Raw genomic sequence first — 24,459 nt, 5'->3', positions numbered from 1 at the left:
ACCCTTGGAATCAACCGTCTAGACGCGTTCCGCCGACTTCGTCGAACTGCACGAACCTCACGAAACTCCCCCAGAGCACGTTCTGAGGGTCGATCTAGCGGCGGCGACCCGACTTCAAGGGCGCAACGTCCGCACCGTCGTGCGAAGTGCGGCACTCGTCCGGCGTCACCGCCTCGACGGCCAGCGTGAGCTCGCCCTTCACGCCCGTGTAGATCGACTCACCGCGCGAGGCCAGCGACGCGTGCACGCGGTTCGAGTCGGTGAAGTCGCGCTCGTCCTTCACGCGCTTCTTGCCGGTCTCCTCCGGCCGGGTGGCGCTGCGGAGGTTGACCTCCAGCCACGCCGCCACCTCGGCCGGCGACGTCAGCACTTCCTCAGGCGTGCGCTCGAGCCGGACCTGCCGAGGGGACGCGTGGTCGAGCGACGTGTGTTCCACATAGGCATGCCAGTGGGTGTTGCGCATCGACCAGGTCTGTTCGACCGGCCAGTCCTCCTCGGTGGTCATGGCTCATATCTTCCACCCTTAACACGAGGAAACGTGAGGAGGTCGCGCACGTTGATCTCGTGATCCACCCGCACGGCCGAAGCGAGCCGCCGATCGTGCGTGACCAGCAACAACGTTCCTTCGTAATTGTCGAGCGCTTGTTCCAGTTGTTCGATCGCCGGCAGATCGAGATGGTTCGTAGGTTCGTCGAGAACCAAACACGTCGTTCCGCGAGCTTGCAGCAGGGCCAATCCCGCGCGCGTTCGTTCACCCGGCGACAGCTCGCGCGCCGGCCGCAGCACGGCGTCCGCGCCCAGCCGGAACTTCGCGAGCAGCGTGCGCACCTCGACGTCCTGCAGCCCCGTCGAATCGGCCACGATCCGCAGTGCAGGTTCGTCCGAAGCGAACTCGGCCCGCAGCTGGTCGACCTCGCCGACCACCACGCCCGGCCCGATCGAACGATCACCCTCGCGCAGCGGGATCCGGCCCAGCAACGCGCCGAGCAACGTCGACTTGCCCGATCCGTTCGGTCCGGTGATCCGCCACCGCTCGCCCGCACCGATCGTGAGGTCGATCGGCCCGAGCGTCACGTCGCCGCGGCTGACCACCGCGTGGCGCAACGTGAACGCGACCGAGCTGCCCCGCCCGGCCGACGGCAGGGTGAGCCGCAGTTGCCACGCCTCGCGCGGTTCCTCGACCTCCTCCAGCCGGTCCAGCTGACGGTCCACAACGGACGCTTTGGCGGTCAGGTTCTCCGCTGCCCGCACCCGCCCGGCACGGACGTTCCTGTCCGGCTCGTCGTTGTGCGCCTTGGCACTCGTCGCCCGCCGCACGCCCTTGCGCGACCACTCCTTGACCTGCCGGCTGCGCTGGGTCAGCGAGTCGCGCTTGGCCGCGTACGCGTCGTACTCCTCCTGCGCGCGCCGGCCCGCGTTCGCCTTCTCGTCGACGTACGCGTCCCAGCCCCCACCGAACACCGTCAGCTTGTGCGAGAACTCGTCGAGCTCGGCGATCGCGGTCGTGGTGCGCGCCAGGAACTCCCGGTCGTGGCTCACCAGCACGATCGCGCCCGCATACCCCTGCACGTGGGACTCCAGGAGTTCCAGTCCGGTGCCGTCGAGGTCGTTCGTCGGCTCGTCGAGCAGCAACACGTCCGCGCGCGTCAGCAACACCGCCGCGAGCCGCAGCCGCGCCTGCTGGCCACCGGACAGCTCGTCGGACGCCCGTCCGTCGAGCAGGTCGGCCTGCAGGCCGAGGCGTTCGCACACCGCGTCCGCGCGTTCGCCGAAGTCACCGGCGCCGATGGCGGTCCAGTGATCGAGCGCGTCCGGGTAGTCCTCGCCTTCTCCTCTACCGAGCGCTTCGGCCGCGCGCTGCAACCAGTTCTCGGCTTCGGCGACACCCGTTCTGCGCGCGAGGTGGTCCCGCAGCGACTCTCCAGCATGGTGGAGGGTCTCCTGCGTCAGGTGCGCGACGGTTCCGGTGCATGAGACAGATCCGGTCTCGGGTCGCAGCTCACCGGACAGCAGCCGGAGCAAAGTCGACTTGCCGACACCGTTGGGCGCGATCAGACCGACGCGGTCACCAGGCGAAACATCGAAATCAACCTCCGAGATCACGGTCCTCGGACCGAACGACAGCGAAATATTCCTGGCTGTCAGCACGGACACGCTTTCGACGGTACGTGCCCTCGCAACTGGTTAACTCGACCTTGTTGCTAGTAAGTTGCAAGTACCAAGAGATTGCAAATGGGGAGATGTCATGGCCCAGTACGTGCTGCCGGATCTCGACTACGACTACGGCGACCTCGAGCCGGCGATCATCGGTGAGATCAACGAGCTGCACCACGGCAAGCACCACGCGGCCTACGTGAAGGGCGCGAACGACACGCTGGAGCAGATCGAGGAAGCCCGCGACAAGGAGTCGTTCGGCTCGATCGTCGGCCTCGAGACCACGCTGGCGTTCCACCTGGCCGGCCATGCGCTGCACCAGGTGTGGTGGAAGAACCTCTCACCCAACGGCGGCGACAAGCCGGTGGGCGAGCTCGCTGCCGCGATCGACGAGCACTTCGGCTCGTTCGACAAGTTCCGCGGTCAGCTCAACGCAGCCGCGTCCTCCATCCAGGGTTCCGGCTGGGGCATCCTCGCGTGGGAGCCGATCGGCCAGAAGCTGGTCACGCTGCAGCTCAAGGACCACCACTCGAACCTGTCGATCGCGACCACGCCGCTGCTCGCGTTCGACATCTGGGAGCACGCGTACTACCTGCAGTACCGCAACCTGAAGGCCGACTACATCTCGGCGCTGTGGAACGTCGTGAACTGGGACGACGTCTCGGCTCGCTTCGAGGCCGCGCGCGCCGGCCAGAACGGCCTGCAGCTCTGATTCTTCGGCGGTGGGTGCTCCGACAAAGCCTCCCCGTCGCCGGATACGACGAGGCCCCCGCTCTGCCCAGAGCGGGGGCCTCGTCCGTTCCCGAACTGACTGCCGCTCCCACCACGAAGCGACGGGACTTAGGTTAGCCTAACTTCGCTTCCGTGGGAAGCCCTCCTGATCAGGCCCCTCGCGACCAGCTCGACCACCGTGGCGACCGCCGCCACCTCCACCGCGAGCAACGCGAGCAGGACCACGAGTTGTAGTGCGCCGGCCTGCCAAACGGGAGCCCCTCCGAGGAGCATGCCGACAAAAGCACCCGGAAGGGTGACAAGCCCGACCGTCCTGGTCTGGTCGAGCGGCGGCAGCAACGCCTCGGCCGCGGGTTGCCTGACGAGGAACCTCACCGCTGTCGGTTCCATGAAGCCCAACGCGAGGGCGGCCTCGTACTCGCCGTGGCGGTCGTTGAGGGTGTCGAGCGCTCGTCTGGTCGAGAGCGTGGTCGCGGTCATCGCGCCGCCGATCAGGATGCCGCCGACGGGGATCAGCGCGATGCCCTTCACCGGGAGCAGTCCGATGAGGATCAGCAGGGCGAGCGCGGGCACGGAGCCGATCAGGATGGCCACGGCCACCCACGTGCCTTTCCAGCCGGTCCCGGTGCGGCGGGCCGAGGTCGCGGTGGCCACGATCGCCATCAGGGCGAGGAAGGCTCCGGTCAGGCCGAGGTGGTTGAGCACGAGCGTGATCACGGCGCTGACGGCGGCGAGCTGTGCCACCGCTCTCGCTGCCGCCTTGAGGAACGGCTTCGGGGTGGTGAGGCCCGTGGCCCAGGCGATCGCGCCGGCGGCGACCGTGAAGAGGACGCAGACGATCAGCAGCCGGACCCAGTCGGTGGCGTCGATCATCGCGATCCGCTAGACGTCGTCGAGGCCCTGTTGCGCAGTTCGTGACCCTCGCCTCGCCGCCCGGCGTTGCCAGTAGAACACTCCGTACCCGATGATCCCGAGCAGACCGCCGGACAGGGTCGTCCAGAGCAGCGTGCTGTTCGAGCGGTCGAGCAGGAGCACCACGAGGAAACCGAGGAACCACAGCGCGGTTCCACCCAGCACGACCGGCACTGGGTCGGCCAGCCGGTGCGGCAACGGCGGCGGGTGCGGGGCGGAGTCGCGTTCGGACACATCGTTAGGAGACCAGATGCTGGACGGGTTCTTCAAGATTTCCGAGCGCGGGTCGACCGTGGCGCGCGAACTGCGCGGCGGCGTCGTGACCTTCTTCACGATGGCCTACATCGTGGTGCTGAACCCGCTGATCATCGGCAGCTTCGCGCCGACGGGGCCCGGCGCGCACCCCGACGTGCTGGGCAACATCCTCCCGGTGGGTCAGGTCGCGGCGGTGACGGCGCTGGTCGCCGGCGTGATGACCATCCTCTTCGGACTGATCGCCAACTACCCGTTCGCGCTGGCGACGGGCCTCGGCATCAACTCGTTCGTCGCCGTCTCGGTGGCCGCGAAAGTCAGCTGGCCCGAGGCGATGGGCCTGATCCTCGTCAACGGCCTGGTCGTGCTGATCCTGGTGCTCACGGGCGTGCGGACCGCGGTGTTCAACGCCGTGCCGAACGAGCTGAAAGCCGCCATCGCGGTCGGCATCGGCCTGTTCATCACGTTCATCGGCCTGGTCGACGCCGGTTTCGTGCGCCGCCTCCCCGACGCCGCCAACACCACCGTTCCGGTCGGCCTCGGCATCAACGGCTCGATCGCCAGCTGGCCGACGCTCGTGTTCGTGGTCGGACTCGTGGTCACCGGTGTGCTGTTCGCACGCAAGATCAAGGGCGCGATCCTCATCGGCATCGTCAGCACCGCGATCTTCGCGATCATCCTGGAAGCGATCGTCAAGGCCGGTCCGTCCGCGGGCACCAACGCCAAGGGCTGGAACCTCGGCTACCCCGCCCTGCCGGACAAGGTGTTCGGCGTGCCGGACCTGAGCCTGCTCGGCGACGTGTCGTTCGGCGCGTGGACCAGGCTCCCGGCGCTGGCCGCCGCGTTGATCGTCTTCACGCTCGTCCTCACCGACTTCTTCGACACCGTCGGCACGATGACCGGCCTGGGCAAGGAGGCCGACCTGATCGACAAGGACGGCCAGCTCCCCAACGTCAGCAAGGCCCTGTTCGTCGACGGCCTCGGCGCCGTGGCCGGTGGTGCCGCGTCCAGCTCGTCGAACACCGTCTACATCGAGTCGGCGTCCGGCATCGCCGAGGGCGCCCGCACCGGTCTCGCGAACGTCGTCACAGGCGTGTTGTTCCTGCTCGCGATGTTCTTCACGCCGCTCTACGAGATCGTGCCCATCGAAGCAGCCGCCCCCGCGCTCGTGATCGTCGGCGCGCTGATGATGATGCAGATCCGCGAGATCGACTTCGCCGACTTCACCATCGCGCTGCCCGCGTTCCTCACCATCGTCGTCATGCCGTTCACCTACTCCATCGCGAACGGCATCGGCGCGGGCTTCGTCAGCTACGTGCTGCTCAGGACCATGACCGGCAAAGCAAGGGGCATCCACCCGCTCATGTGGGTCGTGGCCGCCGCGTTCGTCATCTACTTCGCCCTGGGCCCCATCCAGGGCCTGCTCAACTGACCTTTCGGCAGGAAACTATTTCGTGAGGTATGCTAACTACGTGGCGACCGAACAGCACGGACTGTCGAGCAAGCTCAGGCTTGCCGTGGTCCGCCTCAACCGTCGCCTGCGGGCCCAGCGCACCAACTCGTCGGTGTCGCTGACGCAGGTGTCCGCTCTGTCCACACTCCACAAGTGCGGACCACTGACCCCAGGCGAACTGGCGGCCAAGGAAGGCGTGCAACCGCCGTCGATGACGCGCGTGATCGCAGCGCTGGAGGAGTTCGGCTTCGCGACGCGCAGCCCGCACCCCACCGACGGCCGTCAAGCCATCGTCGAGCTGACCGGCGAAGGCTTGTCGTACCTGGAAGACGAGATCACCGCGCGCGAGGCGTGGCTGGACAAGCGGCTGGCGGAACTGGAGCCCGACGAACGGGCCCTGCTCTCCGAGGCCGCCGAGATCATCGACAGGATGGCGGGGCAGTAAGGACGTGGCAGGTTACGCGGGTGGTGGAGCAGACAGTTCGCCACCTCGTCGTACCGGCATGTTCGGATCGTTAGGCATATACAACTACCGCCTCTACGCCTCTGGCCAGATCATCTCGCTGGTCGGCGTCTGGATGCAGCGGGTGGCCCAGGACTGGCTGGTCCTCGAGCTCACCAACGGCTCTCCGGTCGCGCTGGGTTTCGCGGCGTCGTTGCAGTTCTTGCCTGTTCTGCTGCTCTCCATGTGGGGCGGCGTGCTCGCCGACCGCATGGACAAGCGCAAGCTCCTGCTCTGGCTCGAATCCGCGCTGGGCATCTGCGCGCTGGCTCTCGGTTTGCTCGACGTCACCGGCGTGGTGCACCTCTGGCACGTCTACGTGCTCTGCTTCCTGCTCGGATGCTTCTCCGCCGTGGAAACCCCGGTGCGCCAGTCGTTCGTCGTCGAGATGGTCGGCCGCGACTCGTTGACCAACGCCGTCGCCATCAACTCGATGATGTTCAACCTGGCCCGCATCGTCGGACCGGCCATCGCCGGCGTCACGATCGTCGCCATCGGCACCGGCTGGGTCTTCCTGGCCAACGCCATCAGCTTCGTGGGCGTCGTCCTGGGCGTCTACCTGATGCGCACTTCCCAGTTGTTACGCGCCGCCCCCGTGCCACGAGAGAAGGGCCAACTCCTCTCCGGGCTGAGGTACGTGAAGCACCGCCCAGACCTGCTCACGGTCATGCTCCTGGTCTTCTTCATCGCGACCTTCGGCATGAACTTCTACATGACCCTCGCGATCATGGCCCGCAACGTCTTCGGGGGCGACGCCGACGCCTACGGGCTTCTCTCCACACTCATCGCAGTCGGCACGTTCGCGGGCGCAACGTGGGCAGCCCGCCGCAAGACCCCTCGCCTGACGGTCTTCATCGGCGCGGGCGTCGTCTTCGGCCTGCTGGAAATCGTGTCGGGCATGATGCCGACGATGCTCCTGACCGGCCTGATGATGATCCCGGTGGGCATCGCGATGATGACCTTCAACACCACCGCGAACGCCACCATCCAGCTGGCCGTCGAACCCGAGATGCGCGGCCGGGTGATGGGCATCTACATGCTCGTGTTCCTGGGCGGCAACCCGGTGGGCGGCCCGCTGATGGGCTGGCTGGGCGAGATCAACGGCCGCGCGCCGATCATCGTGGGCGGCGCGGTCTCGATGCTGGTCACCATCACCGCGTGGGTCATCCTGGTGCGGCGGGGCGACATCGCGAAGCCCCGCCTGCGCAGGCAGCGAGCGGAAGAGCCGGTCAGCCCAGCAGAGTTGCAGCCGTCGGATCGGTGATCAGCGCGGCGAACGTGTGCCGGTCCTCCCACCGCTGCGCCACCCAGGCCAACGCCCGCGCGAGCCCCTCAGGCGTGTCCGCGGCATGCGGCACCCCGTCGGCCATCCACCACTCGACCCGCTGCCCGTCCACCACGAGCTGCTCGTGCACGACGACGACCCCGTCGGGCAACGCCACCTCGAGCAGCTCACAAGCCATTCGAACAGCAGCCAGGTCCTGCCACTGCACCACTTCACCTACGTGGTCCGGCGACCCGTCGAACTCCTCGGAAGCCAACGCCAGGTCCAACAGGTCCGCCAGCTCCTCGGACCCGTCAGCCAGCAACACCCGAGAAGCCGGCACCACGCCGAGCAACCACGGGTGATCAAGCACCACGACGTCGTCCGCGGCCACTACCTCGCCGGACAACACCCGAACCCGCTCAGGCGGCGCGAAGTCCCCCTCAGGCAACGCCGCATGCGCCCGCAGCACAACGGCATCCGCGATGGCGCGATCCGCGTCCCCGAGCCGCTCCAGGACGAACTCGGCATCATCGTCGTCCCAGATCTCCAACCGGGACCGGACGCCGGCAGCACGCAACACGTGTTCGGGCAGCTCGAGATCCGGCACGGCGTCGAAAAGCCCGTCCAGCAACGCTGCCTCAGCCAGCCGGTACTCGCGCGGCGCCTTCCCGGCAAGCGAAGCGTGCCGAGCGATCCACCACCCGGTGTACCCGTCGGGTTCGGCAACAGCCCGCCAGGTAACGGGATCCGACGCCAGCAGCCGCAACGCCGCCGGCCAGTCGGCGACCAGATCCAGGTCGCGGACGGCCACCACTCGACGAGGCTCGTCCGGCATCGAAGACCACCACGCGGACTCGTCCGGCAGATCGTGATCAGGCCCGGCGGGCTCGTCGTCGACCACCAGCGAGAACCCGTCGACCACCCCGATCGCGACCAGCGCGGACCGCGGGTACGCCTCAGCGATCTCCTTGGACAGCAACGGAAACGCGTCCGCCTCGACCACTCCGACGAGCGGTGAGTCCGGCATCAACAGCTCGTCGGCCCGGTGCCACTCGCCAGCACCATCAGGCAGGGCCAGGGCACCCAGCCACGGTTCTTCGCCCGCACGCAACGCTGCTCGATCGACCAGCCGCAGCACGGTCTCGATCAGATCTTCGCCGTCGAGCCCCGCCTCGGCGTCCTCCACCGACCGAGCCACGTTCTCGCGCAGCGAAGGATCGGCGAGGAGCTCCGAAGCCCCCGCCTCGACCGCCCCGAGCCGAACCAGCAACGGGTGCACCGCATCGGGATGCACGACCCGCAGCCCTGGCAGCGGCTCGTCGGCGATCAAAGTCGTACGAGGCCCGGTGACCGTCCGCCCATCGGCCAACGGCACCGGCAACGACTGCAGAGCCTCGCGAACGTCCGGATCGACCTCGGCCAGTGGCGCGAAGGCCGCGTAAACGTCGCGCCACCACCCCGGATCGCCGGAAACACCGGCCAGCGCGGCCACGACCTCGGCAGTCGAAACCCGCGGAACCTCCAACGCGGCCAAGGCCTTCGCGTGCACCGGCGCGGACAGCTCGGCGTCCAGCAGCCCGGGCAGCGCGTCCTCGACCAGCTCGACGAGCTCCTCGGACCCCACGTCCAGCACCCGAGCCCGGGCAGGCGAGATCCACTCACCGGAGGCCAGCGGCAGCCAGGAAGCAGCCCGCAGCGAACGAATCACCGCGGTGCGCAGCCGATCGTCCACTTCGGACAGCGGGAAACCGGGCAGCGGCACCAGAGCGGTCCGCTCGACAGCAGGCACCCGAGCGACCAGAGCCGGGTACGAAGCAGCAGCAGCGTCCAGCACCGACCACGCCGCCGGGCCGGGCAGGATCCGCCGACGCGACGGCTCGACCGGCAAGGTCGCGATCAGCCGAGCCGGCAACGACAGGCGCTCGTCGGTCGGCGTCGGCGCGTGCAGCACGTCCTCGCCGAGCTCCGAGTCGAGCGGGTAGGCCCACGTGACCGTCCACTCAGGACGGTGTTCGACCCCCTGGACGAACTCGGCGGCGAGCTCTCCTGACTGCTGCTCCACCAGCCACCGGGTCGAGCCGATCGTGACGACGCCGTCGGCGGTGACGAAACGTTCCCACGACTGCGAGCCGACCTCGATGCGGCGCAGACCGGGCAACGCCAGCAGCAGGTCCGGCACCTCGGCGGCCAGGTCGTCCAGCGACAGGTCGACCTTCAGCGGCAACCGCACCTCGGTCGCGAAGCCGTCGGGAACCGACTCGGCAATCGGCCACACCAGGCGCAGCACCGGCACGTCGCCGCCGCGCTCGGAAGCCAGCTCCGGCACCTCGGCGCGCGTCCGGGCGGCGGAGAACTCCACACCGCCCGAAGTAGAAACCACCCGCGGCGCGTCCGACACGGTGAGCACCGCCGCGAAGCCGACACCGAACTGCCCGACGCCGGACTCCTTGGCCGAAGCACGCAGAGAGGCGAGAGCAGCGACGCCGGCAGCGGTCAGCGGAGCACCCGTGTTGGCGGCACGCAGCTCGCCGTCGACGAGAGTGATCCGCAACACACCCGGCTCGGCACCCGCCGCGTCGGCCGCGTTCTGGGCCAGCTCGACGAGCAGGCGGTCCCGGTAGCCACCGAGACGGAGGTCTTCTTCTGCGTTCGCGTCTTCGCGGAACCGGGTGGGCGAACCACGCCACGCGGAAAGGACCGAGGTGCGCAGGGCCTCGGTGCCGAACGGGTCGGTCACTCCGAGACGTCCAGAACGTCCAGCTGTGCGTCGTCGTAGACCAGGTCGGCGACCGGGACCATCGGGCTGATGTCGACCTCGGCCTGCGAGTGCGCGCCGCAGCCGTACTCGACGTGGACGACGTGGCCGTCTGCGGGCGCGATCTCGTTCGCGCAGACGCCGAACGCGGCACCGAACGCTCCGGCCACGCGGGTGTAGAAGCCGCACGTGCCGCAGTGCGCGGGGGCGCTGCGGGCCATGTCGGAGCGCGGGCCGAAGTCGGAGGACACCCAGCGCTCGGCGGCGTCGAGGCGGCCCTCGCGGGACAGGACGCGCGTGCGGCCGAGGCCGATCTCCAGCGCGACCTCCTCCACAGCCGGGTCGTCGGACTGCACGTACGCCTCGATCAGGCGCGGGTCGTCCTCGCGGGGCGGCATCAGGTCGCCAACGCCGAGGTCGCCGGCGCGGACCCGTTCGCTCCACGGCACCCACTCGGGCGCGACGAGCGCGTCCTGGCCCGGCAGCAGCACGACCTCGCTGACCGACACCGGGGAGCCCTCGCCCGCGTGGGCGACGGTCACGGCCCAGTTCCAGCCGCGGTAGCCCGCGTGCTCGGCCTCGAACAGGTGCGTGACGGAGTACTCGTCCTCGCCGTGCACCCCGACGTGAGCGCCGACGCGTTCCACACCCGCCTCTTCCTCGGCGGCGGCGCGGGCGAGATCAACGGCGTCGAGGAGCATCTCAGTCGCGGTCACGTGGTGAATTGTGCCGCAGGTCTTCGCCGGGACGAAAACTCGTGCCACCCTCCGTGGGGTGCGCTCACCCGTCTGGCTGGTCCTCGCGGTGGCTCTGGCCGCCTGCTCGACTCAGCAAGAAGCAAAACCGCAGGTAGAAGTCCTGCAGAAGATTCCTCACGACACGTCGGCGTTCACCCAGGGGTTGGAACTGGTCGACGGGGTCCTCTACGAGGGCACGGGTCTGGAGGGTCAGTCGACGATGCGCGCGCTCGACCCGTCGAGCGGCAATGTGCAGAAGAAGGTCGATCTTCCGGAGGACTTCTTCGGCGAGGGCATCACCGTCGTCGGCGACACCATCTGGCAGATCACCTGGCGCAACGGCGTCGCCATCGAACGCGACCGCAAGACGCTGAACGAGGTCCGCCGCGTCGAGTACCAGGGCGAGGGCTGGGGCATCTGCGACGACGGCCAGCGCCTGATCATGAGCGACGGCAGCGCGAAGCTGACCTTCCGCGACCCGAAGTCGTTCAAGGAAACCGGAAGTGTGCAGGTCACGCGCAACGGCCAGCCGCTGACCGAGCTCAACGAGCTGGAGTGCGTCGGCGGCAAGGTGTGGTCGAACGTGTGGAAGACGGACGAGATCGTCCGCATCGACCCCGCGACCGGTCAGGTCACCAACACCTACGACCTGTCCTCGCTCAAACCGTCCGATCCGGACGTCGACGTGCTGAACGGGATCGCGCACATCCCCGGCACCAACGAGTTCCTGGTCACAGGCAAGAACTGGCCGACCATCTTCCGAGTGAGGTTCAACGGAATGGGGCAGGATTAGTGTGTGACGGGCGACCGCGGGTGGAGTGACCAGCCGACTCCGAAGCGCTACCCGTGGCAGGACGACGAGTACCAGCCGCGGCAGCGTTCCCGACCCGCGTCCGAACACGGGTTCCAGCCTCCGCCGAAGCGCCCGCAGAACACCCGCCCGCTGCCCAACGAAGATCAGCAGACCACTCCGACGCCGAAGCCGCCGCGCAAGCTCACGGTCACCCGCGTCGCCTGGTTCCGCAGCAAGCAGATCTCGCAGCAGGCGGTCGCGGCGTTCCGGCGCGCGGCCCACGCCGACGGCGCCAAGAAGTCCGGCATGTCGTCGGTCACCTACGCGGTGATGATGAACTACGCCGCCGACGCCGCCATGGCCGTCGCGCTGGCGAACACGCTGTTCTTCTCCGCGGCGTCGGCGGAGTCCAAGACCAAGGTCGCGCTGTACCTGTTGATCACGGTCGCGCCGTTCGCGTTGATCGCGCCGGTGATCGGCCCGCTGCTGGACAAGATCCAACGTGGCCGACGGCTGGCGCTCGCCGCCTCGTGCGTGGTGCGGGTGGTGCTGTCGATCGTGATGGCGATGGAGTTCGACAGCTGGCTGCTGTACCCGGCGGCGCTGGGCAGCATGGTCCTGTCGAAGTCTTTCACCGTGCTCAAGTCCGCGATCACGCCACGGGTGCTGCCGCCGGAGATCACGCTGTCGAAGACCAACGCGCGCATGACCGTCTTCGGTCTCGCGGCGGGTGCGGTGTTCGGTGCGTTCGCGGCCGGGTTCGCCAAGGTCTTCGGCTCGCCGGGCGCGCTGTGGTTCACCGCGGTGCTGTGCCTGGTGAACGCCTGGCTGTGCATGAAGATCCCGGCCTGGGTCGAGGTGACCGAGGGCGAGGTCCCGGCGACGCTGCGGCCGCGACCGGCCAAGCAACCGGTGTCCCGGCACATCGTGGTCGCGTTGTGGGGCAACGGTTCCATTCGCATGCTGACCGGGTTCCTGACGCTCTTCGCTGCCTTCGTGGTGCGCGCACAGACCGAGGGCGAACCGGTGCAGCAGCTGTTGCTCCTGGGCGTGATCGCCGGTGCGGCGGGCATCGGCAGCTTCCTCGGCAACGCGATCGGCGCGCGCCAGCACTTCGACAAACCGGACGAGGTCGTGCTCGCCTGCGTCGGCACGGCCCTGGTGGCGACGATCGTGGCCGCCGCGCTGCCCGGCCTGACCACCGCCGCGATCGTCGGCCTGCTGGGCGCCACCGCGTCGTCGCTGGCCAAGATCAGCCTCGACGCGGTGATCCAGGACGACCTGCCGGAACAGTCGCGCGCCTCGGCGTTCGGCCGCTCGGAGACGATCCTGCAGCTCACCTGGGTCTTCGGCGGCGCGCTAGGCGTGCTGCTGCCGGCGACGTTCTGGATCGGCTTCCTGGTGCTGTCCGTCCTGCTCGCCCTGGGCCTCACCCAGACCTGGTTGTACCGCAACGGCACCTCGTTGCACCTGGTCTTGGGCAGGCTGGTCCGCAGGCCGGCACCCGCGACCCCGTAGGCTGCCTGACGTGCGTCGACTAGCTTCTGTACTGGCCGCCAGCGTGCTCGTGCTGACCGGCTGCGGGCTGCCGCAGCACGATCCCGAGGTCACGTTCTACGCGAACGGCAAGACCATCCGCGTCGAGCCGACGATCTACTGCGACGTCACCGGCGACAACTGCGCCGAGAAGAACTCGCCCGGCACGTTGAAGGTGCCGCCGGGCAAGGTCGTGCAGATCTCGGTGGACGGGCAGCTCGCCGACGGCCTCTGGGAGGTCGTGTGCGTGTACGAGAACGCCGCGAAGGTGCAGGAGGGCTGCAGCTCGCCGTTGCTCGGCAAGGGCGACAACTTCTCCTACACGCTGGCCGTGCCGAACGACTCGGACCAACTGCTGCGCATCGAGGTGCACGAGGCGGCCGGCGCGGTGCTGGAGACCGGCCAGGACCGGCCAGCCGCTGATGCGCGGTTCGTGGGTCGTCGACATCGCTCACTAGTGCTTGCCGAACGCTTCCCACCACTCGCTGGGGACGATTCGGAGTGCTGACTCCATCAGGGCTTTGCCGGTGTCGGTGACCACCGACGCCTGCATGGTCTGGATGAAGCGTTCCATCTTCGTGATGCCGGCGGCCTGGTACTCCCGCGCCTGCAGCAGGAGTTCGAGCTTGTCGGCGTCACGGGAGCAGCGCGCTTCCGGCGTGTGATCGATCTCCTTGGCCGCCTCGTGCTCGGCGACCAACGCCTCGATGTGCGCGGCGAGCGGCGCGGGCAGGTGCCGGACCTGGTCCCGCGCCACGGCTTCCGGCGGCACCTTCACGTCGAGGTAGAGCTTGCCGACGTACGGGATGTCGCCGATCCGCGTCTCGGGCACGTCGTGGAACAGGCCCAGCGTCGCGGCCCGGTCCGGGTTCGCGCCCTCCTGAACGGCGATCGCGTACGCCAGCACGCCCACCCGGAACGAGTGGGCGGCCACCGACTCGGGGTTCTGCACCCCGGCGAAGAGCCACCCCGCGCGGGGCAGGCGTTTGAGCTGGCCGACTTCGTACAGGAACTCGACGATCCGGTCCGCTTCAGACATGCAGCCGATCTTTTTACGGATCGAGGTCCCGCGCCACCGCCCGAACCACTTCGGCGATGAGCTTCATGTTCTTCTTGTCGGACGGGTAACGGCCCCGGCGCAGGTCAGGCTGCACCTTGTTCTCGAGGAGCTTGATCATGTCCTCGATCAGGCCGTGCATCTCCTCGGCGGGACGGCGGCGCGCCTCCACGACCGACGGCTGCGGGTCGATCAGGCGCACGGACAGCGCCTGCGGACCGCGGCGGCCTTCCGCCATGCCGAACTCGATGCGCTGGCCGGCCTTCAGGCCGTCGACACCGGGAGGCAACGCCGCCTTGCGGACGTAGACGTCCTCGCCACCGTCCTGGGTGACGAAGCCGAAACCCTTCTCCGTGTCGTACCACTTGACCTTGCCGGTCGGCACCGCGCTCACCATTCCCTTACTTCTGCACAACGAACGCGCCCCAGGCGTACCCGAGACGCGTCTCACCAGACTAGCCAGAAGACCTCGGGTAGGGCACCTCCGTTAGCGCGACTACCCTTCACGACATGACCGCTCCGAAGCTGTTCCCGCTGGCCGTCGGCCTGTTCGCCGCCGGTGTGCTGGCGATCATCGCGGTCTTCGTGCTCTTCGCCACTGGCCACGGCGACCTGCCGGTCTGGCTGAACGTGGCCGCCACCTACCTGCCGGCGATCGGCCTGGCGCTCGGGATCATCGCGGTGATCAGGAAAGCACGCCGGCAGAAGTCCTGAGCCAGTCCGGGAACTCGCGCAGGTCCTCCAGCACCACCGCGGCGCCCGCTTCTTCCAGCTCAGTCCTGGAACAAGGCCCGGTCACCACGCCGACGCCCAGCGCTCCGGCGGCCTCGGCACCCTTCATGTCGCCCACGTGATCGCCCACGTAGATCGCGGCGCCGTGCAGCTTCAGCGACTCCGCCTTGCCCGTCGACCACAGCTCGCCGTAGAGGTGGTCGACCTCCCAGCCGAGGGCTTCCAGGTGCAACGCGGCGTTCTTGCGGTACTTCCCGGTGACGACCATCGTCTGGCCGCCCAGCTCACGAACACACGCAAGCGCCTCGGCGGCTCCTGGCAGCGCGACCGTCGCCGGGATCACGACGTCCGGGTACAGCGCGCGGAACAGCGTGACGAGGTCCGGGATCTCCTCCTCGGGCACGCCCATCTCGCGGTAGGTCATGTCGAGGGGCGGGCCGAGGTTCGACGCGAAGTGGTCGCCGTCGAGGTCGTGGCCGGTGCGCGCACCCACCTCGTACATCACGGCGGCCATGCCCGGTCGCGGGTCGATGAGGGTCATGTCCAGGTCAAAGCCCACGGTGAACGGCACAGAACCCCACTTTACGTCTTTACAGGAATTGATTTTATGTAAAGCTGGCGAGGTGAGCGACATCACCGAGCTCTTACTGGACGCGGCCGCCGACCTGCTCGCGGCCCGCGGTTTCCACGGTCTGCGCATGATCGAGGTCGCCAGTCGCGCGGGCGTCAGCAGACAGACCGTCTACAACGAGTTCGGCAACAAGGAGGGGCTCGTCCAGGCCGTCGCCGCCCACCAGACCGAGGAGTACCTCTCCGGGATCGTCACGCGGCTCAAGGAGGACCCCGATCCGTGGGAGGCGATGCGGTCCGCGTTCCGCTACACCTTCGAGCGGACCGAGAAGGACCGGCTGGTCTCCGCGGTGCTGACCGGGCAGGACGCCGAGGACCTGTTGCCGTTCCTCACGATCCGCGGCCATCCCGTGCTGTTCCACGCGACCGAGGTGGTCGAGCGGCACCTCAGCGAGCACTTCCCCGGCCGGCACGTGCGGCTGACGGCGGAGACGACCGTGCGACTCGCGTTGAGCCACCTGCTGATGCCGAGCGGCGATCTCGACAGCGCGATCGACGCCGTGGTCCGAGTGGCCCGCGCCACGTTGGAGGCATGACTCTTGTTGCAATAGTTTTGCAGCAAGGGGGTGTCCGGTGGTCGCTGTTTCAGGACGCTTGCGCGCGGGTGCGGCGCTGCTCGGTCCGGCGTTCGTCGCCGCGATCGCGTACGTCGATCCCGGCAACGTGGCCACCAACACCGCGGCCGGAGCACGGTACGGCTACCTGCTGGTGTGGGTGCTCGTCGTCGCGAACGTCATGGCCGGGCTGGTGCAGTACCTGTCCGCGAAGCTCGGCCTGGTCACCGGGAAGTCGTTGCCCGAGGCGGTCCGGGATCACCTGCCGCGGCCGGTGCGGCTCGCGTACTGGGGTCAGGCCGAGGTCGTAGCGATGGCGACCGACCTGGCGGAGGTGCTCGGCGGGGCGATCGCGCTGTCGATCCTCTTCGATCTGCCACTGCTGCTCGGCGGCGTGATCACCGGTGTGGTGTCGACGGTTCTGCTGCTGGTTCAGGATCGTCGGGGCCAGAAGCCGTTCGAGCGCGTGATCACCACGATGCTGGTCGTGATCGCGGTCGGGTTCATGGCGGGGCTTTTCGTTTCACCACCTTCTGGTTCTGAGGCTTTGAGCGGCTTGCTGCCTCGGTTCGACGGCGCGGACAGCGTGTTGCTCGCGGCGGGCATGCTCGGCGCCACGGTGATGCCGCACGCGGTCTACCTGCACTCGGCGCTAGCCCGTGATCGGCACGGCAAGGACCCTTCGGTGCTCGGCGCGACCAAGGTCGACGTCGTGGTCGCGATGGTGCTCGCCGGTGCGGTGAACATGGCGATGTTGCTCGTCGCGGCTTCGGCTCTGCACGGTCGCGATGGCGTTGACACGCTTGAGGGAGCGCACGCGGCGGTCGGTTCCACGTTGGGTGGCGGGATCGCGCTGCTGTTCGCTCTTGGTTTGCTGGCTTCGGGTTTCGCGTCCACCGCGGTCGGTTGCTACGCGGGCGCCGTCGTGATGGACGGGCTGCTGCGCGTGCGGATTCCGTTGCTGGCGCGGCGACTCGTGACTTTGATGCCAGCGCTGGCGATCCTGGCGTTCGGTGTCGACCCGACGTTCGCGTTGGTGCTGTCGCAGGTCGTGCTGTCGTTCGGCATCCCGTTCGCACTGGTGCCGTTGGTGTGGCTGACCGCGCGCCGGTCCGTCATGGGCTCGTATGCGAACCGGCGCGCGGTCACGTTCGCCGCTTGGGTGGTCGCTTTCGCGGTGGTCGTGCTGAACGTGGCGCTGATCTACCTGACGGTGTCCTCGTAGGAGACGCCGACCTGGCGCAGCGCCTCCTCCATGATCCGCATGATCTCGAGCGTCGCCGACCACGGGATGTCGGGGTGCTGGACCGCGCGCCGGCCGACCGCGATCTCGACCTCGTGGATCTGGTGCCGGTAGCCCAGGTCCTCGGTCTCGTGCTCGACGCCGTTGATGATCACCTTGGTGGGGTTGAACATCGGGTCCGCGATCACGATCCGGCCCTCGGTGCCGACGATCTCCGCCGCGCTGCCGAGGTCGGCGACGAGCGAGCAGCTCAACAGTGCCTGCGCACCGTTCTCGTAACCGAGCAGGATCGAGGCGTCGGCGTCCACTTCGGACGGTGCGAGGCTGCCGTGCGCGGCGATGTGCGTCGGCACGCCGAGGAGCCGGTGCGCGAGCGAGATCGGGTAGACGCCGAGGTCGAGGATCGAGCCGCCACCGGCTTTCTTGGCCCACAGCCGGTCGTCGTCGTTGAACTCGTGCCGGAAGCCGAAGTCCGCGGTGATCGTCCGCACCTCGCCGATCTCACCGGCTTCGACGGCGGCGACGACCTTGCGGATCAGCGGGTTGACGCGTGTCCACATGGCCTCCATGAGGAACTGCGTCTGCTTCGACCTTGCCCGTTCGATCATCTCCTCGGCCTGCGCGACCGTCAGCGCGAAGGCCTTCTCGCACAGCACGTGCTTGCCGGCGTCGAGCGCGGCCAGCGCGACCTCGTGGTGCTGGCCGTGCGGCGTGGCGATGTAGACGACCTCGACGTCCGGGTCTTTCAGCAGTTCCCGGTAGTCGCCGTACGCGCGCTTGATGCCGAACTTGTCGGCAAACGCTTGCGCGCGCGTGACGTCGCGCGAGGACACGGCGAGGACCTCGACGTCCGGCACCTTGAGCATGTCGGCGGTCACAGCATTAGCGATTCCGCCGGTAGCGATCACACCCCACTTCATGAGGTGAGCTTAGATTGGATGTATGCGCCTCATCCTGAACGTGATCTGGCTGGTGCTCGCCGGGTTCTGGATGGCCGTCGGCTACGCGGTCGCCGGCCTCATCTGCTGCATCCTGATCATCACGATCCCGTGGGGCATCGCGTCGTTCCGCATCGCGAACTACGCGCTCTGGCCGTTCGGCCGCGAGGTCGTCGACAAGCCGGGCGCGGGCGCGGGCTCGTTGCTGGGCAACATCATCTGGATCATCGTGGCCGGCCTGTGGCTCGCGATCGGCCACATCGTCACCGGCATCGCGCTGTGCGTGACGATCATCGGCATCCCGCTCGGCATCGCCAACTTCAAGCTGGTGAAGGTCTCGCTGGTGCCGCTGGGCAAGGAGATCGTCGACGTCCCATGAGGGTCCCCCGCTCCTCGTCGGGGGCGGGGAGCGGGAGACCTCTCATTCGGCACGTGCGGTCAGGCGTCGTCGCCCAACAGCTCGTGCAGGCACAGGATGTTGCCCTCGGTGTCGTGGAACCACGCCGCGCGCTCGGTGCCCATCACCGCGATGTGGTTGACGGTCTTGAAGTCGGGCAGGTCGTAGTCGTCGAACTGCACGCCCTTGTCCTCGAGCTCGCGGATCTCGTCCTCGAGGTTCGGCACTTCGAAGCTGAGGACCGTGTGAGCCGTCTGCGCGCCCTTCTCCGCGGGCATCAGGCCGAGCGCGTCGCCCTGGCCGAGCGAGAAGATCCGCGTGCCGTCCGGGGCGGTGGTGATGGGCTTGAGGCCGAGCATGTCCGCGTAGAAGCGGCCGGCGCGCTCGGAGTCTTCGACGGGCAGCATCGTCGTTGTCTTGGTGGCGGTGAGCATGAGCGCCTCCTTCGGCGGAATCCACCGATGTTGCGCGCGTCACACCGCATCCGCAAGAGCCCTTACACCCGTTCGTGACCTGCGGAGATAGTTGATCCGCGAGACGATTTCAATCCGTGAACGCACGATCCCTAGGCGTGCTCGGTGCTGTCGTCGAGCCTCAGCAGCTCGACCGCCTTGGCCCGCATCTCCACCTTGCGGATCTTGCCGGTGACCGTCATCGGGAACTCGTCCACCACGTGCACGTACCGCGGGACCTTGTAGTGCGCGAGCTTGCCGGTGCAGAACTCCCGCACGGCCTCGGCGGTCAACGGCGCCGCGCCCTCGCGCATGCGGACCCAGGCCATGAGCTCCTCGCCGTAGCGGGCGTCGGGCACGCCGATCACCTGCGCGTCGAGCACGTCCGGGTGCGTGTAGAGGAACTCCTCGATCTCGCGCGGATAGATGTTCTCGCCGCCGCGGATGACCATGTCCTTGATGCGCCCGGTGATGTTCACGTAGTCGTCGTCATCCATCACCGCGAGGTCGCCGGTGTGCATCCAGCCCGCCTGGTCCACCGCCTCGGCCGTTTTCTCGGGCTCGTCCCAGTAGCCGAGCATGACGGAGTAGCCGCGCGTGCACAGTTCTCCCGGCACGCCGCGCGCAACCGTGAGGCCCGTTTCCGGGTCGACGATCTTGACCTCGAGGTGCGGGCCGACCCGCCCGACCGTCCCGACACGACGGTCGAGTGAGTCGTCGACGCGCGTTTGCGTTGACACCGGGGAGGTTTCGGTCATGCCGTAGCAGATGGAGACCTCGCGCATGCCCATGCGTTCGACGACCTGCTTCATCACCTCGACCGGGCACGGCGAGCCCGCCATGATGCCCGTGCGCAACGAAGACAGGTCGTAGCCGTCGATCAGGTCGAGCATCGCGATGAACATCGTCGGCACGCCGTACAACGACGTGCAGCGCTCTTCCTGAACTGCGGCAAGGGTTGCCGCCGGGTCGAACGCCGGTGCGGGGATCACGACGCACGCGCCGTGGCTGGTGGCGGCGAGGTTGCCCATCACCATGCCGAAGCAGTGGTAGAACGGCGGGACCACGCAGATGCGGTCGTCCTCGGTGTAGCTGATCAGCTCACCGACGAAGTAGCCGTTGTTGAGGATGTTGTGGTGGCTGAGTGTCGCGCCCTTGGGGAATCCCGTGGTGCCGGACGTGTACTGGATGTTGATCGGGTCGTCGCGGTCCAGTTCGACGTCCGGGAGTTCTCCCGGAGTCCATTGTGGATCGTCGACGAACACGACGTGCCGCAACGAAGCACACCGCGGCCGGACCTCCGCGATCATGGCCGCGTAGTCCGAGGTCTTGAACGTCCGCGCGGACACCAGCGTGTGGATGCCTGCCTGGTTCAGCACGTACTCCAGCTCGTGCACCCGGTAGGCGGGGTTGACGTTGACCAGGATCGCGCCGATCCGGGCGGTCGCGTACTGCACGAAGACCCACTCCGCGCAGTTCGGCGCCCAGATGCCGACCCGGTCCCCCTTGCGCACACCCAGCGAGTGCAGCCCGGCAGCGGCCCGATCGACCTCGGCGGACAACTCCGCGTACGTCCACCGGCGATCTGTGGCCTTGTCGACAAGTGCCTCGCGGTCCGGAAAGCGCGCGACGGTCGCGGCGAAGTTCGCGTGGATCGTGTCGCCCAGCAGCGGGGCGGCGGACGTGCCCGAGGAGTAGCTGGCGGTCATCCACCAGACGGTAGTCAGGCTTCGGCGTATGGCAAGGGGACGACCAGGCACGGACCGCCGCTGTAGAGGCCCGCGTCGATCGCCAGGACCTTGTCGCCGGCGTACACGAGAGGCCCGTCGATCTGCTCCGGCGGCACCCCGAGTTGATCGGCGATGACGCTGTGGCCGTGCACGATCGTGGTGCCGCCCAACGTCGCTAGCAGCTCGTCCGCGATTTCCGGCCCCTGCGGACCGCGGAACGCGTACCGGGTCGTCATCTTGCGCCAGCACTCCCACCAGTCGACCAGATCGTCGCCCTTGAGCACCTGGCGGACGGCCTCGTTGACCTCTTCGATCGAGGCCCCCCATTCGAGGTAGGCGACCGTGTCGGAGTGCATCAGCAGGTGGTCCTGGCGCAGCTTCAGCACCGGACGGGAAGTCAGCCACTCGACGTGCTCGTCGGTCAGCCGGTCCTGGTCGCTGCGCAGCCCGCCGTTGAGCAGCCAGCTGCGCGCGAACGACCGCGGCCCCGCGCTGTCCGGAACCTGCTCGTCGCCGAACCGGTGCATGCCGAGCAGCAGCACCTCGTGGTTGCCGATCAACGAGTTGACCGAACCCCCGGCCTCTGCCGCCTCCTCGGCCAGCCGCATGACCAGATCGATCACACCGACGCCGTCCGGCCCGCGGTCCACGAAGTCGCCGAGGAACCACAGCTCGGCCTCACCGCCCGCCCAGTGCCCTTCCTCGTCGCACAGCTCGGCGACGTGCAGGGCTCTGGTCAGTTCGGCGAGGTGCCCGTGCACGTCTCCAACGACGTGCATCGGGCGTCGATCTGTGTCCACGCCCGCGACGATAGGTGATTTGTCCTCGTCCGTCAGTGGCCAGCCCGGTTCACGCCGTCGCCGGGCTGTGCAGGACGCGGTCCCAGTCGACGGTCCTCGCCCAGTCGGCGTAGCTGTGCCAGGTCACGCCGGGGAGCGAGGCGTGCAGGGTCTCGATGTCGAGGAAGTCGGTGTTGTCCTCGAACCGCTGGAACATGTCGGCGACCTCGTCGCCCGCCCACTGGCGGACTTGCGCCAACGGCATCTGCTGATACGGGATCTCGCGGCCGAGCACGTCGCTGAGGATCCGGGCCGCTTCCGCACCGGTGACGCGGTCGGAGGCGATGTCGATCCGCTTGCCCGTGAACCGGTCCGGATTCTCGACGGCGTGCACCGCGAGACCCGCGATGTCCCTGACGGTGACCTGGTCCAGCGGCTTGCCCGCGGAGAGCGGGTTGACCAGGACGCCGTCGGCGAGGCGGCTGAACCCGAGGTTGAGGACGTTCTCCATGAAGTACACCGGCCCCAGAACCGTCGCCCGGACCTGCTGGTCACGCAGGTAGGCCTCCACGAGCTGCTTGCTGTCGGCGTGGTCGATGTCGGTTGCCGTCATCCGGTCGGCTCCGCGCACGGAGGAGTAGACGAGGTGCGCTCCGGTCTTCGCCGCGACGTCGACCAGGAGGCGGCCCTGGGCGACTTCCCCGTCCTTCCCTCCCGCGCCGAACGGCACCGACAGCCCGAAGATCGCGTCGACACCCCGTGCGGCCCCGGCGAGTGCCTCCGGGTCGGCCAGGTCGCCGGTGACCAGACGGGCGCCGGCGGTGGACAGCGCCCGCGCGGACTCGGGCGAGCGCACGTAGGCGGTGACGTCGTGGCCGTGGTCGAGCAGGAGTTCGGCGACGGCGCCGCCCTGCTTGCCGGTGGCGCCGATGACGAGAACGGAGGTCACGGATGCTCCTTGATCGCGTTGGGGTGGTCGGACGCGATCCTCTGGCCTCAACTTTGGTTGAGGTCAAGTGCTACGTTCCGATCATGCCCAGGGCGCGCACCACGTTCCACGAGCTCACCGTCGGACAGGTCGCCGAGCGCAGCGGTGTCGCGATCTCCGCGCTGCACTTCTACGAGCGCCAGGGCCTCATCCGCAGCACCCGGACGGCCAGCAACCAACGGCGGTTCAGCCGGGACGCGCTGCGCCGGGTCGCCTTCATCCGCACGTCCCAGAACGTCGGCATCCCGCTGGCGACGATCAAGGAAGCCCTGGACCAGCTGCCCAGCGAGCGCACACCGACCCGCGAGGACTGGACGCGCCTGTCCAAGGGGTGGCGCGTCATCCTCGACGCGCGCATCGCCCAGCTGCACGCGCTGCGGGACACCCTCGACGACTGCATCGGGTGCGGCTGCCTCTCACTGCGGTCGTGCCACCTGAGGAACCCGCGCGACGTGCTGGGCCGCGGAGGGCCCGGTGCACGTCGCCTGCCACCCTCATCCGAACACGAGCAGGCCGAACGTCAGCCGGCCCACTCGCCGAACGGGTCCTGAGAGTGACCGACCAGCTCGGCGATCGACTTCAGCACGCGCGTCGGCCGGTACGGGTACATCTCCGCGTGCTCGGCGGTGAAGATCCCGGACAGGACCAGGATCGTGGAAAGACCGGCTTCGAGACCGGAACGCACGTCCGTGTCCATCCGGTCGCCGATCATGAGCGCGTTCTCGGAGTGCGAGCCCAGCGCACGCAGGGCCGACCGCATCATCAACGGGTTCGGCTTGCCGACGTAGTAGGGCTCACGGCCGGTGGCACGCTCGATCAACGCCGCCACGGCGCCCGTCGCGGGCAGCGAACCCTCGCGGGAAGGCCCGGTCGCGTCCGGGTTCGTCGCGATGAACTTCGCGCCCTCCTCCACCAGGCGGATGGCCTTGGTGATGGCGGTGAAGCTGTAGGTGCGGGTCTCGCCGAGCACCACGTAGTCCGGGTCGCGGTCGGTCAGCACGTAGCCGATCTCGTGCAGCGCGGTGGTGAGGCCGGCCTCGCCGATCACGAACGCCGAGCCGTTCGGGCGCTGCGAGTCGAGGAATCGGGCCGTGGCCAGGGCGGAGGTCCAGATGGACTTCTCCGGGATGTCCAGGCCGGTGCGCTGCAGTCGCGCCCGCAGGTCCCGTGGCGTGTAGATGGAGTTGTTGGTGAGCACGAGGAACGGGGTGTCGGAGGAGCGGAGCTCCGCGACGAACTCGTCAGCGCCGGGGATCAGGTGCTCCTCGTGAACCAGAACACCGTCCATGTCCATCAAGTAGTGCCACATGGGCCTAAGTATCGATCACGCGCTTGCGGAACGTCTCGATCTGGAGCTGCAGGTAACGCTCGATCACCTGAAGTTCATCCTCGCCGAAGTGGCTGAGCACCTCGATCAGGCTCTGGCGCGCGACCTCGAACAGGTGCCCGAACTTTTCCACGTCCGCGATCGTGACCTCGACCAACACCTTGCGGCGGTCGTGCGGATCCCGGACACGACGGACGAATCCGGCACGTTCGAGACGGTCGATCACGCCCGTGACGGCACCGGTGGAGAGGCCGGACAGCTCGGCGATCCGGCCCGCGGTGACCGGTCCGTCCGCCCGCATGGCGAGATCGAGGCACTTCTCGTCGGTCGCCGAGAGGCCCATCTGGTCGGCGATCTTCGTGTGGAACATGACGGTGAGCGCACTCTGCTCCCGCATGTACCAGGTGAACCTCTCGAGCGCCTCAGGTTCCATGTTGAACATCTTAGCCACTAAGACAATTCCTTGTGACAGTGCTCCAAACGGGCGGAACGTGAGAAACCCTATTTGTAGCGTCATCCACAACAGGATGTTCATTACC

General features: G+C 68.1%; 28 protein-coding genes. 12 read left to right on the top strand and 16 right to left on the bottom strand.

Annotated elements, in window-relative coordinates; genetic code table 11:
• Nucleotides 1-94: 94 nt before the first annotated feature.
• A complete protein-coding gene (locus tag UK23_RS19045) occupies nt 95-505 on the bottom strand; it encodes a hypothetical protein (protein ID WP_045312902.1) in 411 nt (136 codons plus the stop codon).
• Nucleotides 502-2,154, bottom strand: coding sequence for an ABC-F family ATP-binding cassette domain-containing protein (locus UK23_RS19040; protein ID WP_045312901.1), 1,653 nt, complete (start codon nt 2,152-2,154; stop codon nt 502-504). The genes UK23_RS19045 and UK23_RS19040 overlap by 4 nt, the downstream gene beginning before the upstream one ends.
• Before the next feature lie 91 nt (nt 2,155-2,245).
• Here UK23_RS19040 and UK23_RS19035 point away from each other — a divergent pair, with 91 nt between their 5' ends.
• A complete protein-coding gene (locus tag UK23_RS19035; protein WP_045312900.1) occupies nt 2,246-2,866 on the top strand; it encodes a superoxide dismutase in 621 nt (206 codons plus the stop codon).
• 128 nt (nt 2,867-2,994) lie between these two features.
• Here UK23_RS19035 and UK23_RS19030 read toward each other — a convergent pair whose 3' ends face one another.
• A complete protein-coding gene (locus UK23_RS19030) occupies nt 2,995-3,759 on the bottom strand; it encodes an ABC transporter permease (protein WP_045312899.1) in 765 nt (254 codons plus the stop codon).
• Between the two features lie 9 nt (nt 3,760-3,768).
• The gene (locus UK23_RS19025) at nt 3,769-4,032 is read right to left on the bottom strand and encodes a DUF2530 domain-containing protein (RefSeq protein ID WP_045312898.1); all 264 of its coding nucleotides are present in this window, start codon (nt 4,030-4,032) and stop codon (nt 3,769-3,771) included.
• Between the two features lie 16 nt (nt 4,033-4,048).
• Here UK23_RS19025 and UK23_RS19020 point away from each other — a divergent pair, with 16 nt between their 5' ends.
• Genes UK23_RS19020 through UK23_RS19010 form a run of 3 tightly spaced genes read left to right on the top strand, consistent with a single transcriptional unit; the run spans nt 4,049 to nt 7,269 of the window.
• Nucleotides 4,049-5,482 (top strand): NCS2 family permease, encoded by a 1,434-nt coding sequence (locus UK23_RS19020; protein ID WP_045312897.1) that lies wholly within the window; start codon nt 4,049-4,051, stop codon nt 5,480-5,482.
• 40 nt (nt 5,483-5,522) lie between these two features.
• On the top strand, nt 5,523-5,948 hold the full coding sequence (locus UK23_RS19015) for a MarR family winged helix-turn-helix transcriptional regulator (RefSeq protein ID WP_045312896.1): 426 nt from the start codon (nt 5,523-5,525) through the stop codon (nt 5,946-5,948).
• A gap of 58 nt (nt 5,949-6,006) precedes the next feature.
• On the top strand, nt 6,007-7,269 hold the full coding sequence (locus UK23_RS19010) for an MFS transporter (protein ID WP_082114775.1): 1,263 nt from the start codon (nt 6,007-6,009) through the stop codon (nt 7,267-7,269).
• On the opposite strand, the gene UK23_RS19005 is transcribed toward UK23_RS19010, so the two are convergent.
• Nucleotides 7,235-10,009 (bottom strand): sacsin N-terminal ATP-binding-like domain-containing protein, encoded by a 2,775-nt coding sequence (locus UK23_RS19005; protein WP_045312894.1) that lies wholly within the window; start codon nt 10,007-10,009, stop codon nt 7,235-7,237. The two genes, UK23_RS19010 and UK23_RS19005, sit on opposite strands and share 35 nt — an antisense overlap.
• On the bottom strand, nt 10,006-10,743 hold the full coding sequence (locus UK23_RS19000; RefSeq protein ID WP_231114571.1) for a DUF3027 domain-containing protein: 738 nt from the start codon (nt 10,741-10,743) through the stop codon (nt 10,006-10,008). Before UK23_RS19000 ends, UK23_RS19005 begins: the two co-directional genes overlap by 4 nt.
• 58 nt (nt 10,744-10,801) lie before the next feature.
• On the opposite strand from UK23_RS19000, the gene UK23_RS18995 reads away from it, so the two are divergent.
• Genes UK23_RS18995 through UK23_RS48765 form a run of 3 tightly spaced genes read left to right on the top strand, consistent with a single transcriptional unit; the run spans nt 10,802 to nt 13,601 of the window.
• The gene (locus UK23_RS18995; RefSeq protein ID WP_045312893.1) at nt 10,802-11,557 is read left to right on the top strand and encodes a glutaminyl-peptide cyclotransferase; all 756 of its coding nucleotides are present in this window, start codon (nt 10,802-10,804) and stop codon (nt 11,555-11,557) included.
• A gap of 3 nt (nt 11,558-11,560) precedes the next feature.
• Nucleotides 11,561-13,075 (top strand): MFS transporter, encoded by a 1,515-nt coding sequence (locus tag UK23_RS18990; protein WP_045312892.1) that lies wholly within the window; start codon nt 11,561-11,563, stop codon nt 13,073-13,075.
• A gap of 10 nt (nt 13,076-13,085) precedes the next feature.
• Complete coding sequence (locus tag UK23_RS48765) at nt 13,086-13,601, top strand: DUF2771 family protein (RefSeq protein ID WP_196777792.1); 516 nt, start codon at nt 13,086-13,088, stop codon at nt 13,599-13,601.
• On the opposite strand, the gene UK23_RS18980 is transcribed toward UK23_RS48765, so the two are convergent.
• Nucleotides 13,548-14,132, bottom strand: a complete 585-nt coding sequence (locus UK23_RS18980) for an HD domain-containing protein (protein ID WP_045312891.1) — start codon at nt 14,130-14,132, stop codon at nt 13,548-13,550. The genes UK23_RS48765 and UK23_RS18980 overlap by 54 nt on opposite strands.
• Before the next feature lie 13 nt (nt 14,133-14,145).
• Nucleotides 14,146-14,535, bottom strand: coding sequence for a cold-shock protein (locus UK23_RS18975; RefSeq protein WP_045312914.1), 390 nt, complete (start codon nt 14,533-14,535; stop codon nt 14,146-14,148).
• Between the two features lie 125 nt (nt 14,536-14,660).
• On the opposite strand from UK23_RS18975, the gene UK23_RS18970 reads away from it, so the two are divergent.
• On the top strand, nt 14,661-14,864 hold the full coding sequence (locus UK23_RS18970; RefSeq protein WP_045312890.1) for a hypothetical protein: 204 nt from the start codon (nt 14,661-14,663) through the stop codon (nt 14,862-14,864).
• Here the strand turns inward: UK23_RS18970 and UK23_RS18965 are convergent.
• Complete coding sequence (locus tag UK23_RS18965; RefSeq protein WP_156213227.1) at nt 14,836-15,453, bottom strand: HAD family hydrolase; 618 nt, start codon at nt 15,451-15,453, stop codon at nt 14,836-14,838. The two genes, UK23_RS18970 and UK23_RS18965, sit on opposite strands and share 29 nt — an antisense overlap.
• A gap of 52 nt (nt 15,454-15,505) precedes the next feature.
• On the opposite strand from UK23_RS18965, the gene UK23_RS18960 reads away from it, so the two are divergent.
• On the top strand, nt 15,506-16,048 hold the full coding sequence (locus tag UK23_RS18960; protein ID WP_196777791.1) for a TetR/AcrR family transcriptional regulator: 543 nt from the start codon (nt 15,506-15,508) through the stop codon (nt 16,046-16,048).
• Between the two features lie 37 nt (nt 16,049-16,085).
• On the top strand, nt 16,086-17,291 hold the full coding sequence (locus UK23_RS18955) for an Nramp family divalent metal transporter (RefSeq protein WP_045312888.1): 1,206 nt from the start codon (nt 16,086-16,088) through the stop codon (nt 17,289-17,291).
• Here UK23_RS18955 and UK23_RS18950 read toward each other — a convergent pair.
• Nucleotides 17,270-18,229 (bottom strand): Gfo/Idh/MocA family protein, encoded by a 960-nt coding sequence (locus tag UK23_RS18950; protein WP_052684805.1) that lies wholly within the window; start codon nt 18,227-18,229, stop codon nt 17,270-17,272. The two genes, UK23_RS18955 and UK23_RS18950, sit on opposite strands and share 22 nt — an antisense overlap.
• A 22-nt stretch (nt 18,230-18,251) precedes the next feature.
• Between UK23_RS18950 and UK23_RS18945 the strand changes: the two genes are divergently transcribed.
• Entirely contained in the window at nt 18,252-18,626 is a 375-nt protein-coding gene (locus UK23_RS18945) for a YccF domain-containing protein (RefSeq protein WP_045312887.1), read from the top strand.
• Between the two features lie 59 nt (nt 18,627-18,685).
• Here the strand turns inward: UK23_RS18945 and UK23_RS18940 are convergent, their stop codons facing one another.
• The 4 genes from UK23_RS18940 to UK23_RS18925 all read right to left on the bottom strand — a co-directional run bounded on the left by UK23_RS18940 (nt 18,686) and on the right by UK23_RS18925 (nt 22,554).
• Nucleotides 18,686-19,078, bottom strand: a complete 393-nt coding sequence (locus tag UK23_RS18940) for a VOC family protein (RefSeq protein WP_045312886.1) — start codon at nt 19,076-19,078, stop codon at nt 18,686-18,688.
• 131 nt (nt 19,079-19,209) lie between these two features.
• Nucleotides 19,210-20,805 carry an AMP-binding protein gene (locus tag UK23_RS18935; RefSeq protein WP_196777790.1) on the bottom strand — a complete coding sequence of 532 codons (1,596 nt, stop codon included), beginning with the start codon at nt 20,803-20,805 and terminating at the stop codon, nt 19,210-19,212.
• 14 nt (nt 20,806-20,819) lie between these two features.
• Nucleotides 20,820-21,605, bottom strand: coding sequence for a metallophosphoesterase (locus UK23_RS18930; RefSeq protein WP_045312885.1), 786 nt, complete (start codon nt 21,603-21,605; stop codon nt 20,820-20,822).
• 70 nt (nt 21,606-21,675) lie between these two features.
• The gene (locus UK23_RS18925) at nt 21,676-22,554 is read right to left on the bottom strand and encodes an NmrA/HSCARG family protein (protein WP_052684804.1); all 879 of its coding nucleotides are present in this window, start codon (nt 22,552-22,554) and stop codon (nt 21,676-21,678) included.
• An 83-nt stretch (nt 22,555-22,637) separates the two neighbouring features.
• Between UK23_RS18925 and soxR the strand changes: the two genes are divergently transcribed.
• Nucleotides 22,638-23,144 carry a redox-sensitive transcriptional activator SoxR gene (gene soxR / locus UK23_RS18920; RefSeq protein ID WP_045312910.1) on the top strand — a complete coding sequence of 169 codons (507 nt, stop codon included), beginning with the start codon at nt 22,638-22,640 and terminating at the stop codon, nt 23,142-23,144.
• Here the strand turns inward: soxR and UK23_RS18915 are convergent.
• Nucleotides 23,114-23,902 carry an HAD-IIA family hydrolase gene (locus UK23_RS18915; RefSeq protein ID WP_231114570.1) on the bottom strand — a complete coding sequence of 263 codons (789 nt, stop codon included), beginning with the start codon at nt 23,900-23,902 and terminating at the stop codon, nt 23,114-23,116. The two genes, soxR and UK23_RS18915, sit on opposite strands and share 31 nt — an antisense overlap.
• 4 nt (nt 23,903-23,906) lie before the next feature.
• On the bottom strand, nt 23,907-24,455 hold the full coding sequence (locus tag UK23_RS18910; protein WP_419503889.1) for a MarR family winged helix-turn-helix transcriptional regulator: 549 nt from the start codon (nt 24,453-24,455) through the stop codon (nt 23,907-23,909).
• Between the last annotated feature and the right edge of the window lie 4 nt (nt 24,456-24,459).

This window comes from Lentzea aerocolonigenes, assembly GCF_000955955.1.
Lineage (GTDB): Bacteria > Actinomycetota > Actinomycetes > Mycobacteriales > Pseudonocardiaceae > Lentzea > Lentzea aerocolonigenes_A.
This window is presented reverse-complemented; position numbering and strand designations above follow the sequence as displayed.

Bases quoted from the DNA above. Each gene is read 5' to 3' on its own strand.
- UK23_RS19045 (WP_045312902.1), bottom strand. From the start codon at position 505: ATGACCACCGAGGAGGACTGGCCGGTCGAACAGACCTGGTCGATGCGC.
- soxR (WP_045312910.1), top strand. From the start codon at position 22,638: ATGCCCAGGGCGCGCACCACGTTCCACGAGCTCACCGTCGGACAGGTC.
- UK23_RS19010 (WP_082114775.1), top strand. From the start codon at position 6,007: ATGTTCGGATCGTTAGGCATATACAACTACCGCCTCTACGCCTCTGGC.
- UK23_RS18945 (WP_045312887.1), top strand. From the start codon at position 18,252: ATGCGCCTCATCCTGAACGTGATCTGGCTGGTGCTCGCCGGGTTCTGG.
- UK23_RS19020 (WP_045312897.1), top strand. From the start codon at position 4,049: ATGCTGGACGGGTTCTTCAAGATTTCCGAGCGCGGGTCGACCGTGGCG.
- UK23_RS19035 (WP_045312900.1), top strand. From the start codon at position 2,246: ATGGCCCAGTACGTGCTGCCGGATCTCGACTACGACTACGGCGACCTC.
- UK23_RS18970 (WP_045312890.1), top strand. From the start codon at position 14,661: ATGACCGCTCCGAAGCTGTTCCCGCTGGCCGTCGGCCTGTTCGCCGCC.
- UK23_RS18940 (WP_045312886.1), bottom strand. From the start codon at position 19,078: ATGCTCACCGCCACCAAGACAACGACGATGCTGCCCGTCGAAGACTCC.
- UK23_RS18935 (WP_196777790.1), bottom strand. From the start codon at position 20,805: ATGACCGCCAGCTACTCCTCGGGCACGTCCGCCGCCCCGCTGCTGGGC.
- UK23_RS18910 (WP_419503889.1), bottom strand. From the start codon at position 24,455: ATGAACATCCTGTTGTGGATGACGCTACAAATAGGGTTTCTCACGTTC.
- UK23_RS18915 (WP_231114570.1), bottom strand. From the start codon at position 23,902: ATGTGGCACTACTTGATGGACATGGACGGTGTTCTGGTTCACGAGGAG.
- UK23_RS18950 (WP_052684805.1), bottom strand. From the start codon at position 18,229: ATGAAGTGGGGTGTGATCGCTACCGGCGGAATCGCTAATGCTGTGACC.
- UK23_RS18930 (WP_045312885.1), bottom strand. From the start codon at position 21,605: ATGCACGTCGTTGGAGACGTGCACGGGCACCTCGCCGAACTGACCAGA.
- UK23_RS19030 (WP_045312899.1), bottom strand. From the start codon at position 3,759: ATGATCGACGCCACCGACTGGGTCCGGCTGCTGATCGTCTGCGTCCTC.
- UK23_RS18980 (WP_045312891.1), bottom strand. From the start codon at position 14,132: ATGTCTGAAGCGGACCGGATCGTCGAGTTCCTGTACGAAGTCGGCCAG.